This window comes from Tundrisphaera macrotermitis (genome assembly GCF_051175315.1).
In the GTDB taxonomy this organism is placed as follows: domain Bacteria; phylum Planctomycetota; class Planctomycetia; order Isosphaerales; family Isosphaeraceae; genus Tundrisphaera.
Map to the genome: position 1 here is coordinate 5,823,449 of NZ_CP195100.1, position 17,819 is coordinate 5,841,267.

General features: G+C 65.5%; 8 protein-coding genes. All 8 read right to left on the reverse strand.

Annotated elements, in window-relative coordinates; translation table 11 throughout:
• Positions 1–22 precede the first annotated feature (22 nt).
• The 8 genes from TA3x_RS23560 to TA3x_RS23595 all read right to left on the reverse strand — a co-directional run bounded on the left by TA3x_RS23560 (position 23) and on the right by TA3x_RS23595 (position 17,757).
• Positions 23–892 carry a MotA/TolQ/ExbB proton channel family protein gene (locus TA3x_RS23560; protein ID WP_435017119.1) on the reverse strand — a complete coding sequence of 290 codons (870 nt, stop codon included), beginning with the start codon at positions 890–892 and terminating at the stop codon, positions 23–25.
• A gap of 418 nt (positions 893–1,310) precedes the next feature.
• A complete protein-coding gene (locus TA3x_RS23565) occupies positions 1,311–2,522 on the reverse strand; it encodes a DUF1559 domain-containing protein (RefSeq protein WP_435017120.1) in 1,212 nt (403 codons plus the stop codon).
• 166 nt (positions 2,523–2,688) lie between these two features.
• The gene (locus TA3x_RS23570) at positions 2,689–9,882 is read right to left on the reverse strand and encodes a hypothetical protein (RefSeq protein ID WP_435017121.1); all 7,194 of its coding nucleotides are present in this window, start codon (positions 9,880–9,882) and stop codon (positions 2,689–2,691) included.
• A 67-nt stretch (positions 9,883–9,949) separates the two neighbouring features.
• On the reverse strand, positions 9,950–11,941 hold the full coding sequence (locus TA3x_RS23575; protein ID WP_435017122.1) for a PulJ/GspJ family protein: 1,992 nt from the start codon (positions 11,939–11,941) through the stop codon (positions 9,950–9,952).
• 44 nt (positions 11,942–11,985) lie between these two features.
• Positions 11,986–13,380, reverse strand: a complete 1,395-nt coding sequence (locus tag TA3x_RS23580) for a type IV pilus modification PilV family protein (RefSeq protein ID WP_435017123.1) — start codon at positions 13,378–13,380, stop codon at positions 11,986–11,988.
• Positions 13,377–14,948: a prepilin-type N-terminal cleavage/methylation domain-containing protein gene (locus TA3x_RS23585; protein ID WP_435017124.1), complete on the reverse strand. Its 1,572-nt coding sequence runs from the start codon at positions 14,946–14,948 to the stop codon at positions 13,377–13,379. The genes TA3x_RS23580 and TA3x_RS23585 overlap by 4 nt, the downstream gene beginning before the upstream one ends.
• Positions 14,948–16,522, reverse strand: a complete 1,575-nt coding sequence (locus TA3x_RS23590) for a prepilin-type N-terminal cleavage/methylation domain-containing protein (protein ID WP_435017125.1) — start codon at positions 16,520–16,522, stop codon at positions 14,948–14,950. Before TA3x_RS23590 ends, TA3x_RS23585 begins: the two co-directional genes overlap by 1 nt.
• Positions 16,523–16,587: 65 nt before the next feature.
• Entirely contained in the window at positions 16,588–17,757 is a 1,170-nt protein-coding gene (locus TA3x_RS23595) for a type II secretion system protein (protein WP_435017126.1), read from the reverse strand.
• Positions 17,758–17,819: the final 62 nt, after the last annotated feature.

The window sequence follows — 17,819 nt, forward strand, 5'->3', positions numbered from 1 at the left end:
GGCCAGCGGGCAGGCCGGGCGCTCAGTGCAGCCTCGACTCGGATCGGGCATGGTCGATCCGCCGATCCATGGCCGGTCGCAGCGCCTCGGCGCAGACCAGGTCGATTGCCGATCGGGCGTGATCGTCCAGTTCCCGGACCAGCACATCGACGCGGTTGAGCAGGAAGTAATAGACGGCCACCGAGACCACGGCGATCCCCAGCCCGACGGCCGTGGAGATCAGCGCCAGGCTGATGCCCTGGGCCAGCAATTCCCCCTTGGCCCCTCCGGCCCGGCCGCCGATCGCGTCGAACGACTGGATCATGCCGATCACCGTGCCCAGCAGCCCGAGCAACGGGGCGAGCGTCGCCGTCCCGTTCAGGACGCGGATGTTGCGCTTGAGATCCGCGACCTCGCGGGCGGCATCGTGGTCGACGGCCTGGCGGATCGTCGCGGCCGGCTGGCCCCAGTAGCGGACCACATGGCCGAACACGCGGGCCACGGCACTCTCATTAGAACGGCACAACTCGGCGGCCCGATCGCGATCGAGCTTGCCACCGGAGAGTCGTTCGGTGAAGCGGTGGACGAAGTCTTTCGGGATGACCCGGCCACGACGCAACGCCACCAGCCGCTCCAGCGTGTACCCGACCGTGACGATCGAGCACAGCCCGAGCAGCAACAACATCGGGTTGGCGGATTTGAACAGAGTGAGGATGCTCTGACGACCGACGCCGGTGGCTGCCGGCTTCGTCCCCGCGGCCCGCGCCGCCGGCGCGATGGTCTCCTGCGAGACATCGACCGGAGTGGTGACCGGCGACGGTATGGCGGGGTCCTGGGCCAATGAGGCGCCAGAAGTCAGCACCAGAGCTAGCGCCAGGCTCAGCCCCAGCGTTCCGAGGCACCGGCGAAGCATGGCGGGTCTCCTCCCCGGGTCGACGATTGGCCGACCGACTCTTCAATCCTCGCGGCATACGCCGAACCGCCGATTCTAGCGTTCGCACCATCGCTGTCAACCAGACCCGATTGCAAGAAAAGATCCCCATCAACCGACAATCAAGACATCACAAATCACAATCCTATGCGGCGTCCGGAGGACAGGGGCGAGGGTAAGTCGCCGCCGTCGAGCTCGCGGGCCCTGGTCAGAGAATCCTCGGACCGGCAACGCATCGGATCGCCTGATGATGAAATGACCCGATCAAAGAGATTGAACATGATTTCCACCTGCCACCCGCGTGCGCATGCAAACCCCCATCCGACTTCCCGAAGGCGTCGGATGGGGGTCCGGAGATCCGAGTGAGTCGAATCGTCCTAAGCGGTCCTGCCGACGAGGATCACTGGCCGAAGGCGTCGCCGCTGACCGGCAGCTGGCGGAAGGCCAACGGCAGGCGGCCGCCGGCGGGGGTGATGAGCTTGGAGTACACGACCCCGTCGATGCGATCGCTGATGAAACGGGCCGCACCGTCGCCGAAGAGCATGTTGACGCCCCCGGTGTGGAAGCTCGACGGGAACGGCGAGGTGCCCTTCTCGGCGAAGTTCAGGCCGGTATTGATGGCCTCGAGCGTGGACTGGTTGTTGGCAAACTTCCAGTTCGTGCCGGAGTCGTCGGTCGGCGTCGTCGGGACGAAGACGCCACCGGTCCCACCATTGCCGTTGGCGACGTTGTCCGAGGCGATGAAGCCGCAGTAGTTCGGGTGCGGGCAGCCCCAGTTGGTGCGGGCCGAGCCGGTCGTCGCGGTCAGTCCGGGGGAGGCACCACCCTGGACGCTCTCCGCCACCACGATCGTGTTGCTGGCGCCGTCATACATGCTGGACGCCGTGGTCTTGAAATCCCAGGAGAACGAGCCGAGATCGCTGGTGAGGAACATCGCGGAGGTCTTCTGAGCGTTGCCCGGACCCCAGACGACATCGCCCACCTTCGCGACGGCCATCCCCCCGCCGCCGGTAGCGCCCCCCTCGGACGTCCCGACCCATCCGATCGAGGGATCGCCGGCGAATCGGCTGAATCCCAAATTGGCCAGATAGGAGAGGTTTCCATCGCCGGGGCTCGAGTTCAGGTCATCCGGGCAGCGGAGGACCGCGATCGCCGTGTTGGTCACGGAGGAGTTGCTCATCACGGTGCCGGGATTGACCGTGGGATTCAGGTAACCGGCGTTCCGGTTGAAACCGTTGTACAGATCTTGATTGTCAAGATACGGCAGTACCTCGACCACCCAGCTATACAAGGCGGTCGCGGCCGTCGTGCCGGTAGCGGTCTTGAACGATGTGGCCGGGGTAAGGATGGCCGACGCGATGATCGAGTCCGAGGCCGTGTCTCCCGGCGTCCCAGTCTCGTGGAATACGCCCGCCGAGGGGTAAGCATTCTTGGCGGTGAGGAATCCCTGGAGGGCGAGACCCACGTTATGCAGGTTGCTCGCACATTGCATGCGGCGGGCCGATCGGCGGGCCGCCTGGACGGCCGGGAGCAGGAGGCCGATCAGGACCCCGATGATGCTGATCACCACCAAGAGTTCGATCAGGGTGAAACCGCGGCGACGACGCCTCATGGTTCGGATCCTTTCGAGATGAGATGGGAGGGGTTGACTTCGATTCTAGCTGCGTTCCCGATGATTCCACAAGCCGTTTCGGCCCGTTATGTGGATCTCTGTACGGTTCGACCCGCGGATCGTGTCGCGCAATCCGCGGGTCCGGTTGACACCCGATGCCGAACGATCATTCGATCCGGCGTCGATAGGTCACGACATCGCGGAAGTCGCCAGGGTTGTAGGGGTTGAATCCCTTGGCCCTGGTCCGGTCCAGCACGAAGAACGAGCGGAACCGGATCTTCGCCCCCGCGGCGCTGTTCAGTTCCACGCCCAACTGGTCGGCAATGCCCATCTCGGGCGTTCCCGTCTTGGTCACCTCGAAGAACCCGACCGTGATCCAGACGGCGAACTGGTGAGTCCGCACGGTGGTCAGATTCATCACCTTCTGGAGCCACTCCGTCCGGTAGAGCGGGTGCTGGCGATTGTCGGTGTTGCCCGTCCCGATCGCCGGGAGGCCGCCGAGATAGTTCGCGCGGCCATAGCCGAGGCCGCTCAGGTCTTGCTGGTCCTCCGTTTGATTATCGGGCATCAACACCTTGCGGTTGCGGAGCACCAGGGTCGGCGGGAAGAGCGTGGCCGGCGAGGTCGACGTGTCCTGCGAGGTCAGGTGGACGTCGGTCGTCTGCTGGTTGACGAAGTACACGGGATCGGGGAGGACCGCCGCGGTGTTGTGGGCCCCATGCAGGCTGGCATTGGACAGCGAGGAGGCGGGGATCGGCGTGCTGCCCTGATTGTCGGGGATCTGGAACAGACGCCGCGCCGGGGTCGGCGGGATTGCACCGTGGTTCGGCTGGAGCGGCGGCAGATTCGCGGCGGCGCTGCTCTGCCGCTCCAGGTAGGGATTCTTGATCCCCGGATCGGCGACATACTGGACCCCCGGGGTGAGCCGGCTCGGCGCCTCGGGAGGATACGGGGTGACGAAGGGTGCGGCCGCCGCCGCGGCATACTGGAGGATCCCCCCGCCGACCGGCGGTCCGGCAGGCCCGACCATCTGGGTGGGGATCAGGGGGAACGACCAGCTGGGAAGGTAGGTCGCGTCGGTCCCGTAGGTCGACGGCGGCAGGCTGGCCGGCCGCATGACCGTGTAGTTGATGTCCGGGAAGCTGAGCGAGCGGAACGGTCGTTCCGAGGCGACCGGGGAGGTGAACAACTTACCGGCCCCCTGGAGGACCGTGCTCACCTGGCTCGAAGGGACATAGGTCCCCTGCCCCGGGGCGCCGGATCCGAAGGCGAAGAGATAACCCGAGCCGCCGTGGCGGAGCTTGAGGAAGTCGTGGAAGGCCCCCTTCAGCCCGTGGATCAGGTTGCCCGAGGCCGCTGGATCGCGATAAACGAACCCACGCCCCAGCGTCCCCGCGTTCACGGGGGCAGGCCGGTTGTGGAGGGTCGTATCGGAGCTGACCGAGAGCAGGTCGGAGATCGGATAGCGGGCCAGGGTGGTCCCGACCAGGATGTCCGGATAGCCGTTGGCGTCGATCTGGGTGACGACGGAGGGGAGGTTGTGGTAGTCGTCGGCCAGGCTCACGAAGGTTCCGGCCGCCAGGTTCTTGTTCAGGCGATCGTCGTCGATGAGGCCATAGAACGCCTCCTCATCGATGATGAGGTTAAGGTTCATCAGGCCCGGCTTGACGTCGGATCGATACCAGTCGAAGTCGACGCCGTTGGCGGCTGTGCCGATGGCCCCGTTGGCCGAGCTGGGGACCTCGAAGAACTCGAACATCTTGAACCAGCCGGCGCCGGTCCGGCCGCCCACCTCGGTCGGGAGCTTGGTCATCCCGGCGTTGGGAGCATCGGGCGGGGTGATCGATGCCGCGGTGTAGTAGAAGGCATCGGGCAGATACGGGAACGACGGGGTCGGCAGGACCGGGGCGGTGACGTTGAAGTTCACCCGCCCTTCATCGTTCGCGTTCCCCGACTGGACGATGGCACCGGCGGCGCCGGGCGGGTTGGCGTCGTTGAAGGCCGTGCCGCCGATGTTGCCGGGATAGGCCTCCTCGACGAATTGCTTGGTGAACAGGCCCGGCGGGCAGCCCGGGACGAGAAGCAACTCGGCCACGCTGGTGAAATCCCGATCATGGAACGGGAAGTGGCACCAGTTGGCATCGATCGCGTCGTTCGCCCTGCCGATCGTGGACTCGATCTGCCGGGTGATGAGGTTGTTCTGGGGATCGCCCATCGCCGCCGTGTTGTTCTTGTAGGCCCCGTAATTCGGGTCCGAGCTGGAACTCACGCCGTCGGCGGAGTCGGTCTGCTCGGTGTAGCCATAGGCATCGCGAGGCGAGGGGCGATTCCCGCCGGGCAAGGCCCCGACCAGATGGCCGCCGCGGTAGGGCTGCAGCCGCTGGGTGGAGAAGATGTGGTTGGCGCCGGGCGTCTGCGGGGCCATCGGAGCCGGGGTGCCGCTCCCCTCGACGAACAGGAAGCGCATCGAATCCACGACCACCATCTCGCGGTTGGGCCTCGCGTCGGTGAGCTTCTCGGTATCGAACGGATTGGCGGGCCGCCTGAGGTAGACCCAGAAATATTTCCCCGCGTTCCTGGCGATGGCCGGCGCGGCGCCATATCGCAGCTGATTGGGATGGGTCGCGTCCGGCGGGGTCGGGTCCTCGGTGGCCGGACGGCCGAAGGGCATCGCATAGTCGGGGAAGAGGCCGGAGATCTTGTGATCGCCGGTCGGGATCGTCCCCGTGAAGTTGACGGGGAGGATCGGATCGACCTCAGCCCCGGCCGGGGAGAGCCCGGCCCCCATCCCGACGGGATCCGCGCCCGCCGCCGCCTCGTTGGCGAGGATGAAGAACCGCCGACCGGCTTCGTCGGCCGGCCCGGCCTGGATCGCCGGGACCCTCGGCGTCCCCGTCACCTGGGGGTTGGCCAGGGTGTTGAGCGGCCTTGTCTCCCCGAAGATGTAGCCGGGCAGGCCCGACCCGCCGTTGACCTGGATCGGCACCATGGGATCGACCGCCGTGGGCTGGGGGGGGAGGTTCGCATCCCCGGCGGCCGTCTTCTTCAAAACGGCCGGGAACTTGACCGTGCTGACGTCGCCGGTGATCGGGTCGGGGCGTCCCCAGCCATAGGCATCGGGCGTGACCACGATATCCCAGCCCCGGAGGTCGATGTCGCTGGCGTTACCCCCCTGGTGGTCGGTCAGGGTGTTGACCAGTTCGATGTACAGACGGTTGTTATCGGTGTCCGTCCCGGAGGCGTCGTACCGGGTGGAATAGGCCAGGACCTCGTTGATGGCGACCGGGCTGTATTCCATCCCATGCTGGACCACGAACCGGGTCTGGGGCCTGAACTCCAGCGGGTCGGCGGGATCGGGCCGGACGTTCAGCTCGAAGAGCGAGGGATCGTAGGGGAAGGCCGGGTCCTTCTCGCCGGGCCGGAGCATGGGGTCGGCGGGCCGGGCGAACCGGACGCCCGCGTGGGTGGTGTCGGTGGCCGGGATGGTCTCGATGTCGGTGTTGACGAACCGGGTCGAGGTGCAATCCGGGTCGCGGAAGTCGATGATGTTCACGACGTACTGGCTGAGGGCCGCGAGTTCCTCGGGGGTGTCCACCGACTGGGGCGGCAGGATCGCCTTGAGGAGCTGGTAGGTCTCGCGGATCCACTTCTGGCGGATCGGCTCGGCCGGGTCGCTGGAGATTGGCAGGGGGAAGTTGAGATTGATCCGCCGATCGCGATGGGCGAGCGACGGGGTCTGGACCGGGGCCGCCGACGATTGCAGGGCGGAGTAGTTGAAGACCCCCGTGACGAACTTGAGCGTGGCCGCGTTGTTGCCCGCGGCCCCAATCAGCTGGGCCGGGGTCGCGGGGGCGGTGTCGTACGGCAGGGCCGCCGACGCGCCTTTCACGTAGATGTAATTGTTGATCGACGCCCCGGCCGTATCCGCGTTGTTCGGATTCGGGTTCATCGGGAGCGTGGGATTGGGGAGAAACTCGGTCGCGATCGGGTTGGCGTGGGTGAACCCGAGATAGGAGTGGAAGAAGGTATCGGGATCGTAGTTGAGGTAGGCATTCGCCGGGTAGCGGGTCCCGCCGGAATCCTCGATCGAGGCGACCTGATTCATCCCGTAGAAGTTGGAGCTGGCCCGGGGGGTGAACCGGCTATTCCACTGGAATCGGGGCTGGAGCACACCCCGATACGGGACCTGCTCGTGCATGTAGCCGGCCGGGTTGTCGTTGGCGTAGACGAAGCTGATCGGCTCCCAGGAATCGATCGAGAACAGGCGGCGGCGGGTGAGCCCGTCCGCCTGGTTCAGGAAGCTGATTGGGGCCAGGCTGGGGAGGCGGCTGGAGAGCGACGCCCCGTCGACGTCGTGCTTGCGATACAGCCATTCCAGGTCGCTGGGGCCGAACGGCTGGTCGTAGATGTTGGGGGTATACAGGTCCATCTCGTCGGCCTCATCCTTGTTGAGGCTGCCGCCGAGATAGCCGTTCACCGTACCGAGGTTCGCCGTGGCGTTGTAGGGTGCGTATGGCCCGACGGCGAGATAGGCCGGCGAGGAGGCCCCCAGATTGGGGCCCCAGTCCGTGTTGATCTTGGAACCCAGGGGCAGGTCGTAGTTCGGGTTGACGGTCGGCGCGGCGATCAGCGGGTCATAGCCGGCGGGCGGGGCCGGGGTCGGGGGCGTCGTGGCCGTGGGGTCGGCCTTCCAGTCGAACGGCATCGCCCCCATCACGGCCACGGCCCGGGCATCGGGGTCGGCGGTGAGCTTGCCGGGCAGGAGGGCCTGCTGGAACCCGTGCAGGACGTTCTGAGTCCGGTTGGTCCCCGTCTCGGGCGAGAGGAGCGCGATGTTGTAGTCGAGGACGCCGCCCGCGTTGTTGTACAGGTAGCTGATCCGCTGCGGGAGGCCGGCCGGGCGGAAGTAGCGGAAATGGCTGACGCGGCCGTTCTTGTCATGGCCCAACCCGTAGTCGTGGGCATCATAGGGCCGCTGCATGTATCCCACGACGCGTCCGGTGCCCGCCGGATCGATGGGGTCGACGAAGGCCCGGATTCGTTCGGAGGCCACGCTCCGCTGCCCGGCGCCGTCGAACGAATCGATCTGCTCGGGCAGGGTCCGCACGACCGGGATCGGCGTGCCCATGAGGGGGCTGATCGGCACGGGATAGTTCACGCCGGTCTGGTCGACCCCAGCGAAGTACGGATCGATCGAGTCGAAGTCGTCGTCCATCACGTCGTTGGAGCCGTAGACGTAGGTCGACCGGCCCGCGCGGACCGGGTTCAGGTAGGGGGCGATCGGGTAGAGGAAGTTCGGGGCCATCGACGTCCCCGAGTAGATCGTCTCGGCGGGGATGGAAGAAGGGATCCCCCCCGCCTCGCCCCAGCGGCCGGGGACCGGCGTGTTGGAGCGGGACATGCTTGTATTGCCCCATGCGTAATCCGCCGGCTCGAAGACGTTGTTCGGGAACACCCAGTCCTGGCCATCGATCCGGACGATGTTCGTATCCTGATTACTGCGGATCGTCGTCGTGTCGATCACGGTCTTGAGCGGGGTCGGCATGTCGGTCGGATACGTCCCGGCCAGCAGGTTCCTCAACTGGGTCAGGGCGACGTCCACGCCGGCGTTGTCAAACTGGCTGTAGTAACCGGCGACGCTGACCGTGCCCCCCGGGTAGAGGCCATTGAACTGCCGTTGCGTCGCGCTGGCGGGGTAGGCGTTGGCCGGGGCATTCTGGAGGGCGTATTTGGGGTTGATCTCGTTGACCGAATAGCCCAGGTGCGAGGCATGGTCCCAGATCGGGGCATCGACCCAGGTCTCGGAGACCAGGAACGGGCTCATGCCCGTGTTGAACGGGTAAGGCGCCGTCGTGCTGGGATCGTAGGCGCCCGCCTGGGGGACGACGGTCTTGCCCAGGGTCGGCGGGGGACCGGCCGCGATGCCGGCCTGACGCGGGGGGGCGACCGGGGTCGCACCCGGCCCGGCGACGGGAGGGACGGGGGCGACCGCGACCGATTCGGGCAGCCCGACGCCATCGGCGCGGGCCTGGAGGTTGCCGGCGGTGTTCAGCGGGAGACGGCCGTTGAGCCCGAGCACCATGAAGGCGAACAGGGGCTTGTAGAGCTTGCCCCCCGGGTCACGCTGGATCGGGTAGCCGAGATCGAGCCAGACCGAGTCGGTGATGCCGTCGCCGTCATTGTCGATGTCGTAGGTGATCTTGCCGGTCGCGTTCGGGGTCGGGTCGATGGGAAACAAAGGCGAGTTGTCGATCTGGCGTGGGCGGAGGATCTTGGCCGCCGACTTGGTGTTCACGTCGTTGGGATCGCTGGTCGGCATGACCGTCCAGTCGGCGAGCCTCAGGATGCCGGGGCGATGGAACGACGGGATGATCACCTGTCCGTCGGCGCTCTGGATGGCCAGGAACCAGTTCTCCAGGTCGCAGGCGTCGTAGTCCTCGTCCATCCCGACCGCGTCGGGATCGAGCCCGGTGAGCCGGAAGTTGGCATAGGCGGCGTAATTCTTGGGATACGGCGCACCCCAGGTCGGGTGAGTCGTCGTCGATTGCGTGTAGTCCGGCTGCGTCATCCCCGGCCCGTTGAACGCCCTCATGTACTGGGCATCGAGCGTGAAGCCCGAGACCGGGAACGCCGTGATCGTCCCGTTCAGCACGCTCCGGTTGATCGGGGCGGAACGGACGACGCTGCCCGTCTCGACGAGGTTCGGGTTCAGATAGATATTCGAGGAGGTGTCCGAGCTGATGTAATTCGGCGCGGCCCCGGTGGGATTCCCCAGATTGTTGCTCAGCGTGAAGACATGCGTGCCGCCGCTCACATTATCGCCGAGGATCTCGAACGTCTGGGCCACCCGATTCGGCGCGGCCGGGAAGGTCAGGATCCAGCGGGTGAAGTTCAGGCCGAAATACTGGCCGTTGGTGGGGATGTTGGTCGTGTACTGGATCTGGTTGTAGAACGGCGCCTCGGTGGAGACCGCCGAGCCCGTCAGGGTAAGCGGCGTGGCCGTCCCGTTCAGGTAGACCTGATCGAGGTGCCCCCGGATCGCGCCGGCCGCGGAGACCGTGGGGTCTCCGCCCCGGAACACCGAGTCGTTGCCGTACATGTCGCGCAGCAGGCTGTGGCCGCGGATCGCCGACAGGGGGTTGGAGGTGTCGTTGATGAGCTGCGCCAGGGCGTAGTCCATCAGGACCTCGGCCGACGGGCGGGCGACCCCCTGCATGAAGTCGCGGCTGCTCTTGAGCGACTGGCCGGCGAAGGTGGCGAAGGTCACCCCGATCAGCGCGACCAGCCCGAGCATGCCGAGGATCAGGACCAAGACGATGCCCCGGCGTCTGGCGCGGGGCCCGAGAGAGCTTGCGAACATCGGCGGTTCCTCCTCGATCCGATCGCCGCGCGGTCCGCGCGGCCGGCGCTCGGGCGGTTGGGTCGAATCAAAGCTTGTCGGTGAAATCCTGGCGGATCGTCAGCACCTTCACGCGTTCGCCCCGGGGATCCGCGACCCGGATCTGGATCTGGATGCCACGCAGCGGCGACGGGTAGGGCGCGGGGAACGACGGGTAGATCGGCACGGCCGGGGCGACCCCGTTCAGGAACAGGTCGCTCTGGGGGGCATTGGTGTAATCGGTCGACCAGGTATCGAAGACGCGTCGCAGCCGGATCACGCCCTTGGAGTCATCGCCCACGTTGTAGGCCGACGTGGCCGGCGACGTGTTGTTGACCTTGATGTCGTACTCGTATTGCGCCTTGCGGGTCGGATTCGCCCGGAAGTCGTAGAGGCTCGGCGGGATCCGCCCTTCGTGGCCGAATCCCTTCGGCTCCTGCCCCCGAGTCTGGAAGAAAAAGAGGTTCTCGGCCTTGTACTCGGCCTCGGTCAATCCCGTTTCGAGCGAGGCATAGCCGAGGTCGTGATAGCCGGCCCCGTACTTGTAATCCTTCTTCGTGGGGTAAGCCGAGTAGTCCAGATAGAGCGGGGCATCCGGGTCGTAGGCCTTCACGTCGAAGCTGCGGACGTTGGTCATGATCAGGTCGTCTTCCCAGATCGCGCCGTTCGTCAGGCCGGCGATCTGGAAGCTGGTGGAGCCGGCCCCGTCGAAGCCGTAGGGAGTCGTCTGCGTGCCGGGGATCGTGACCGGCGGGAGCAGGCGGGCCGAAGTGGTGCTGGGGAGTCCGGTCGGATCGAAGGGGCGGAGCGGGAGGGCCTGGGCGTAACTATTCTTGTTCGGGCTCAGGACCGGGTCCGTCCAACCGAGGTTCGCGGTGTCCTTGTAGCCCGTCATGGTCTCGCGCCAGGTCGGGAACCCGTACCAGGTCTGGTTCGCCGTCGGCAGGTTGGTATCCCCGGATTCGAGCGGTGAATGGTTGTAGACCCCGGAGTTGGGGAACAGCTGGTGGATCCAGCCCTTGGCCGTGTTGTAGTCGGCCGGGACGGAGTACATCCCCGGATAGATGAACGGGAAGGCATAGACGTCGTAGGCCGTCGTGGTCGTGCTATGCCGGCTCATCACGCCATAGGGACGAAACTCGCGGACGCGTCCGTTGGGTCGCCAGTCAGGGCTGGTGCCATTATCGACCCCACCGTCGTAGTAGAGGGTCTGGTAATAGTCGGGGACGTTATCCCCGTTGTTATCGTCGGGGACCCCATCGGGGACTTGGTTGGCGCCGATTGGGTTGGCCGGGGTGGATGGGGTCGAGAAGTCGTTGTTGAATCGAGGGCGGAAGGCGCGATTTTCCCGATTTGTCAGCTGACCCAGGGTGTTCGGTACGGGGGGATAAACTAGCGGCAGCAAGGGGGTTGCCGGGGCCGGGCGGGCCGAAATATCGTTCATGCCCTGCCAGCTGACGCTCGCCGCCGGGCCGAACAGATAGCTCGTGTAGCTCTTGGTCGTGGAATCGGCCGAGCTGAATCCGGTCACGATCGAGGGGGCCCGTTCCGGAACGACGAGGAACGTCCGTCGGTACAGGTTCCCGTTGCGGAGGAAGTAAATGACCTCGGCAACGTTGCTGGTGATCGTGGTCGGCTGGATGTTCTGATTCGCCGGGAGGCCGAGCCACTGGCGGCCGGTGAAGACCTGGCCTTCCGGGGTCCGGGTGGTGAAGGCGAGATAGTCGTCGCCGTCCTCCCCCTGGAAGTCGGCCGGGGCCCCCTCGCCATACTCGAAGTAGCCCTGGTTGTGGATCGGGTTGAGCGGGGGGGTGAAGCGGGCCGTCGCGCCCTGGAGGTCCTGGCGGAGCGTGGTGTCGAGGAGCCGGAGCGAGAGGTCCAGTTCCTGGATGGTGCGCGACGCGGTCATCGTCCCGGTGGTCGCCTGGAAGATCTGCACCAGGATCGTCATCATCAGGACGAGCAGGGCGACCGTGACGAGCATCTCGACGAGGGTGACGCCCCGGCGGGGCGAGGCGGGTCGACGCAGGCTCGCGAACATGTTCGGCTCCCCTCGGTTCTTCCGGGTCGCGGCGTGGGCTGGCATCAGTGGACCTCGAACGCCCGGGGGAACACGTTGATCACGCTGGGCATCACCAGGGCAAAGTTCAGGTGGACGGGCTCGGCGCTGGAGGCTTTCAGCAAGGTTTTCTGCTTCACGTTGGTGTTCAGCGTCACGATCATGCGGCGGTAGTTCCCGGCGGAGTGGGGGCCCGCGGAATTGTCCGTCTCGGTCTCCGCCTCGGTCCGCTTGTTGACCTGATACCAGTGGCACCGAGCGTAGGGGATGACACCACTGTTGGACCGGGTGCCATAGAGCGTGAGATTACGCTCATAGGTCACGTCGGCGATCCAGCCGCCCGGGCGGACCTCGGGGTCGGGCACGCCCACTTTCCACCGCAGGAGCACCATGCGATCGCTGCCGCGGGCGAACTGATTGGTGTCGGCCGCCTTCCCGGTGACGAAATTCCTCCCGAATCCGAAGATCGCCTCGACGGTCGTCTCACCGGCAGGGATCCGCGCCGACTGGCCGTTGATGGTCACCGTGTCGAAGCCGAAGGGGCGGCTGTCGCAGACCACGATGTCGCCGACGAACTGAGAGCTGTTGATGACGTCGACCTGGCGGCCGGTGAAGAACCAGCTGAATCGATAGTCGGCGATCATCGAGCCCGGTGACGTGGTCAGGTCGGGCAGGAGCGGACTGGGCTGCGCGACCTGTTTCGTGGTCGCGTTTTCGATGTATTGCCCGTCCTTGGCGTTGAAGACGATGTCATCCCCGGCGAAGAAGATGTCGGCGGCTCCATCGGGCCTCTGGGCCGCGGCCCCCAGGTTGATGTTCTGGTGGGTGAACGGATAGAGCGGCGTGTAGCCCGTCGCGCTGTAGGGGATGAAGTTGGTCAGGCGCTGGAGCCCGTGGCCGCTGGCGGTACTGCCGTCGGGGTCCTCGCGGATATTGAAGGCGACATCCTCGATCACCGCCGCCCCGAACCGGGCTTCGTGGGCCCCGTTCGCGTAGGCGGGCTTGTAGTCGAGCGAGCTGTCGTAGAGGGCGTTGGACGGGTTCACGGGCATCACCCCGGTCATGGCCCGCCACGCGGGGTCGTAGGCGAAGGGGAGTCCCGACGCCATGTTTAAATCCGGCGCGTAGAGTGCGGATGGCGTCCCATCCCGCAGCGAGTCCTGGATGAAGGGGTTGCGGGGCCCGTACCAGGTCTGGATGAACGACGACGTGGTCAGCAGCGAGCGGGCGTCCATCTCGTCGGCCGCGTTCTCGAACAGCAGGGCGGTCCGCCCGAAGCGGGTCGCCTCGCGCATCCGCAGGAGGCCGAGGGGGAAGAGCGTGGCCAGCGAGATCAGCCCCACGCCCATGATCATGATGGCGATCAGGATCTCGGTCAGGGTGATCCCCGACCGCGTCGAACGGGCGGCACGCGCGATCATTGCGGCTCCTTGATGCCCGTCTGGGCGGCATAGTAGGGGGCGTTGATGTCGTTGGCGTCGAAGCTCTCGATCGAGTTGGTCATGATCTGACCGGTCCGGGTGAACAGCGTCACCAGCCGCCGGTTGCCGGTCAGGAAGACCGGATTAGAGCTATAGGCCTGGGCCAAATTGTTGGGATTGTCGACCATGGGTTCATAATCAGACGGCAAAGCCGGGTTGAATGAGCCCCTGGTCCCCTTCGGCATCGGCAGCAAAAAGCTCTGGGGGTTGGTCGTCGACTTGAGCCGAGGATTATTCTTGAGGATGGCGCCAGGGCTGGGGGGCTCCCACAGGGGCGCATTCACTCCCTCACGCTCGGTCAACCAGAAGTGATAGAACGGGTAGTTGGCGATCGGTGACTTCGCCAGCGAGCCCCCCTGGCCGGCCCCGGGCACGATCACCCGCCCGCTCGGCTCGATCATCACGTCGACGTAGCCTGTATAGGGATCGACGGGCAGGCGCGAACGTTCGGGGAGGAGCGGCCGGGAGTCGGCCGACGGGGTCGAATTGGCCGCATTCCAGGTGGTGAGGTCGATCACGATGCCGTCCGGGAGGAATGTCTCGCGGGCGCCCGGGGAGACCACAGGCCGGCGATAGACGGTGTAGTCGTCATCGAACGGAGGCAAGCTCACCTGCGTGCCGACGAATTTCTCGACCTCATACTCGTCGCCGATCAGCCGCTCTTCGATCTCGTCGACAAATCCGTTGTTGTTATCATCGATACCGTTGAAGAGAGGATCGGTGATCCCATCGCCATCGTTGTCGATCCCATCGCAGGCCTCGTCGATCCAACCGTCCCCGTCGTCATCGATCCCGTTGGTCAGGTTGAGGTATTCGCCGCGCCAGGTGGACAGGTTGGAACTCGTCGCGATCAGGCTTGAACCGGGCTTGCAGATGATGAAACGTTCCTTGTTGGAATCGTTCACATAGCTCGCCCCAGCCGCTCCCGAGTAGGGCTTGGGCGGTGCGATGGGCCCGGCGATCGTGTAGTAGTTACCGGACGAGTTGAAGCGGATCTTGTCGCCTTGCCGCAGGTTGTAGGACCATCCCGTCGGAGGGTTGGTGATCAACAGCTTGGACATGGGGGACGTCGAGACGCGGAGATAGTAGTTAGTCGCGACCGTGGTGGGGGTCGAAGGAGGCTCCTCGACGTAATGGGCCGGATCGGTCACGGTGGTGGCGAACGAGTAGGTCGGATCCGAAGGGGTGCGGACCTTCCCCTCCGAGTAATCCGGGCCCGGCTCGATGGCGACCATGCGATTCGAGGCCAGGGGTTGGCCAGCCCCGCCGGCGAAGATCGGATCGGGGAGGAATCGGACGCCCCTGGGGGCCCCGGCGCGGACGGCATTGTCGCGGGCGCCGGCGAGCACGGCCTGCACCAGCCGGGCCGCCTCGCCGATCTTCCGCTCGTTCAGGGCGGGGAGGACGACCGGGAGCGCGACGGCGCTCACCAGGCCGATGATGGCGATCACCACCAGCAACTCGATCAGGGTGAACCCGCGGGAGGCGGGACGAGGCGTCGCATGCATCAGCGGACTCCCGTGCCGGGGGCTGAGATGTTGTGATTGGTGATGTCGTCGACTCCCGCGACCCCCTGGAGATAGGCCGAGACGTTCGACCCAGAATTCGGGACTGTCTCCCAGAAGGAGTTGACCCTAGCGGCGGGGTTGGGGTCTTCCTGCGCCGCCTGGTTCTCGATCAGGGTCAGATACCGGGCGTTGACCGCGATGCTCTTGGTCGAGTCCGGGAAGGCCTGAAAGCTGACGCCCGTCGGGTCGTCGACGAGCGAGGTGTAGTCCTTGTTGAACTGGCCGACCCCCGGCTCCTTGTCCGGCCCCGAGGAGAGGATGAGGAACTTCGAGAAGTAAGCCCGGCGATTCATCGCATTGGAGCGGTCCCACATCGTGCCGCCCGTGCTGGTGGCCTGGGGATCGACGAGCGAGCGGAAGTAGCTGGTGAACGCGATCGCCCCGGGGCTCATCTTGCCGCTGGAGTCGGTCCCGTTGGGCGGTGCGAACGTAGGGGAGAAGCCCGTGATGGTCGGGAGCGAAGGATTCGCGGTCTTGTTCCACCAGCCCGGTGCGGTCAGCTGTTGGTTCGGATCGTAGTTGTCCTGTTCGCGAACTTCCGCCGGCCCGCCATAAGGCGCCCACCCGCGCTGCGTGTCGGAACTCCCGGGGACGGCCCCGTAATAGATGGGCCAGCGGAAGAATTGCAAGGGCTCGCCCCACGCATCGACGAACTCGGGCAGGCCGTCGCCGTCGGTGTCCCGCACTTCCTTGTCCGTGAAATCGTCGGGGGTGAAGGCGCTCCCCAGCGGGCCGAGCCCCTCGACCAGGGAGGCGTAGAGGACCTCGGCCCGGGCGGTCTTATGGGTGTGCTTCTTCAGCTTCTCGTCGACGGCGTCGAAGGTCGTACCGCTCTCGGCGCCCAGCTCGTCGACATACCCGTTCCCGCCGTTGTCGACCCCGTCATAACCTTGCTTCTGATAGCCCAGGTTCTTGTAGAGCCCGCCGGCGGCGGCGAAGGAAGCCCCGAAGATCCCGGTGCGAGGCAAGTACTCTCCCGTCCCGACGAAGATACCGTTGGCGACATCCAACTGTGTGTAGGGCAGGCCTAGCACGGTGTTGCCCAAAGGCAGCACATACGAATCGATTGCATTCGAAGTCAACGGATAAGGCGAGGCGCCGAAGTTCAGCGGGTACTGGCCGGCCAGGGTCGAGCCATTCGAGGTCTCCGAGTTGCGGAAGAACACCTCGGGGAACTCGTAGCGGAGGAAGTCGTTCTGGGCGATCACCTGGGCGCGAGCCTCGACCGATCCGGGGAGCGGGACGTAATTCGTCGACGCCGGGGCATTGATCGCGGCCAGGAACCGATGCGTCTGATTGATCGGGGCCTGGGTGTTGAACAGGGCATCGATCCGGTCGGCCACGGCGAAGTCGAGCTTGGTGATCAACGACTGCGTGGCCTTCTCTTCCGCCCGGCGGACGCCATCGCGGGCGGCCACCAGGATGAAGGAGATGATGATCCCGATGATGGCGATGACCACCAGGAGTTCGACCAGGGTAAATCCGGCCCGACGGGGGCCGCCGTTCGTACTCATGGTGGTGGTCATCCTGAAATCAACGAGCCTTCGGGGAAAGGATAAGCCGTTCCATCATCCGTCGATCACTCGAGGCGACCGCCCGCGAAGTTCGCCAGGTTGTCCTGCTCGACGAGCCGAGGGTTGCCGGCCGGAGTCGGCGTGATATACGTCCCCGCGTCGAAGAATCGGCTGGTATCGGTCGGGTTGAACGGCAACTTCGGGGTGGTCGTGGAGTAGTCGCCGCCGATCCCCCACTTGCGGTCGATGCCCGAGGAGATGAGCTGGAACGACTGCGGATTCTGAAATGTGGCCGAGGTCATTGCCGCGGCCGTGCCGCCGATCGGCCCGGAGACGGTGTAGGGGTTCGGCCCGGCCGATTCGACGGGGAGGGACGCGGACGGGAGGAAGCTCACGTAGTATTTGCGCTTGAGGGTCGCCCCGCTGCTGTCGTCGATCTCGTAAGCGGCGTTGTAGTCATTCGGGTCGTAGGCATTGTTGCCGTAAGCGCAGAAGTACGCATAAGGACGCTTGTCCGACGTGTCGGTCATCGGCTGAATGCTGGCGGGGCTCCCCAGCGGGTCGAGGTAACTCGGGAAGTCATTCGCGGGGCCTTCCGAATCGTCCAGCCGAGCCGAGTTGAACTCGAACAAGGGGGCCTGCCGATTGGTGGTCGCGGTTCCCTTCTCGGTGATGAACGGATTGAGCGGATCCTTGCCGAACCCCATCATCGCGAAAGAGATCGTGCCGCCCGTTCCGGTTTTTTTGGGGATCCCGCCCAGGAAGAAGACGAGGCATTCCGGGCCCTGCAAGATGTAGGGACCGAGTCCAGGCGTCTTGCTATCGTTGATCGCATTGCCGTTGAAGTCGTAATACCCCTGGCCGCCGATGGTGGGTGCCGTGCCGTTGTTGGTGATGGCGACTCGCGGCCAAAATTTCCTGAGGTAACGCAGAGAACGCTGCTTCAGCTGCTGGATATCGGCGGTATCGGTGGCGGCCACCTGATAGTTGCCATCCTCGGCGCAATAGAAACGGCTGGGCGGATACTCCCCATACCTGTTCCGGAAATCGGCCAGCGCCGAAGCGAGGTTGCTCATCTCGGACGTCACCTGGGCCTGCCTTGCGGCCTTGATGGCCCCGCTCACCGCAGGGATGAGGATCGCCATCAGGGTCCCGATGATCAGGATCACGACCAGCAGTTCGACCAGGGTCAAACCTTGGCGCCTGGGCCTGGTGTTCACAAGCGAGCAACGCATCGTTCGGATCTCCGCTAGCGGGGGCAGGGGTCGATTCACCGTCGTGGTCGGGATGCGGGCCA